General features: G+C 57.2%; 1 protein-coding gene. It reads left to right on the plus strand.

The window, feature by feature from the left end:
- Positions 1 to 393: 393 nt before the first annotated feature.
- Positions 394 to 650: MarR family transcriptional regulator (locus AC1D01_RS37625; protein ID WP_477875044.1), on the plus strand; the 257-nt coding region annotated here is incomplete at its 3' end.

A 650-nucleotide genomic window follows, 5' to 3' on the forward strand; every position in this document is an offset into this window, starting at 1 on the left:
ATCGGCAGCACGGGAGATTTATAGAGTCCGAAAAGACCGAATATTCACTCTCAATTGCGTCTTTGATTGATTGCCTCTCCGCCGGTCGCGTAACGCAATTGACATGGATCAATGCTGATCAAATAGATCCTCCGGGTATCAATCAGTAGATGCCCCAACGAACGTGAATTGTCCGAGTTGTTTGCAGATCGAATTGGCCGGCGATTGGTAATCGTGGTGGCGCGAATAAGTATCTGACAGATGGTGCCAATTGCGCCTCGACAAAGCTGGGGCCGGTGATCAAATCGATTTATCCGACAGAGGGTCCGGTCGGCGGACATTGGGACGGCGCGCATCCCGGGGCTTGACCGGTCAGTTGCGTGAGTCGCTCATATAGTTGTATAGTGCAACTATATGGTCTTTTTTTCGGATTCGGAACGTTCTCTGGTCGAGGAGATCCGGGCGGCCTCGCGCTCCATGGCGCGCGACTGGGGTTTCATGGGCGGCCAGTTCGCGGGCGTGGACCTGTCGCCGTCCGCCGTTCATGCCCTGATCGAGATCGATGCGGGCGAGGTCAGCGCCCGGGACCTGGGCTTGCGCCTGCACCTTGAGAAATCCAGCGTCAGCCGGATGCTGCGCAAGCTCGTGGACTCGGGCGAGGTGTGCGAGGC

Source organism: Rhizobacter sp. P3_B12, assembly GCF_056402895.1.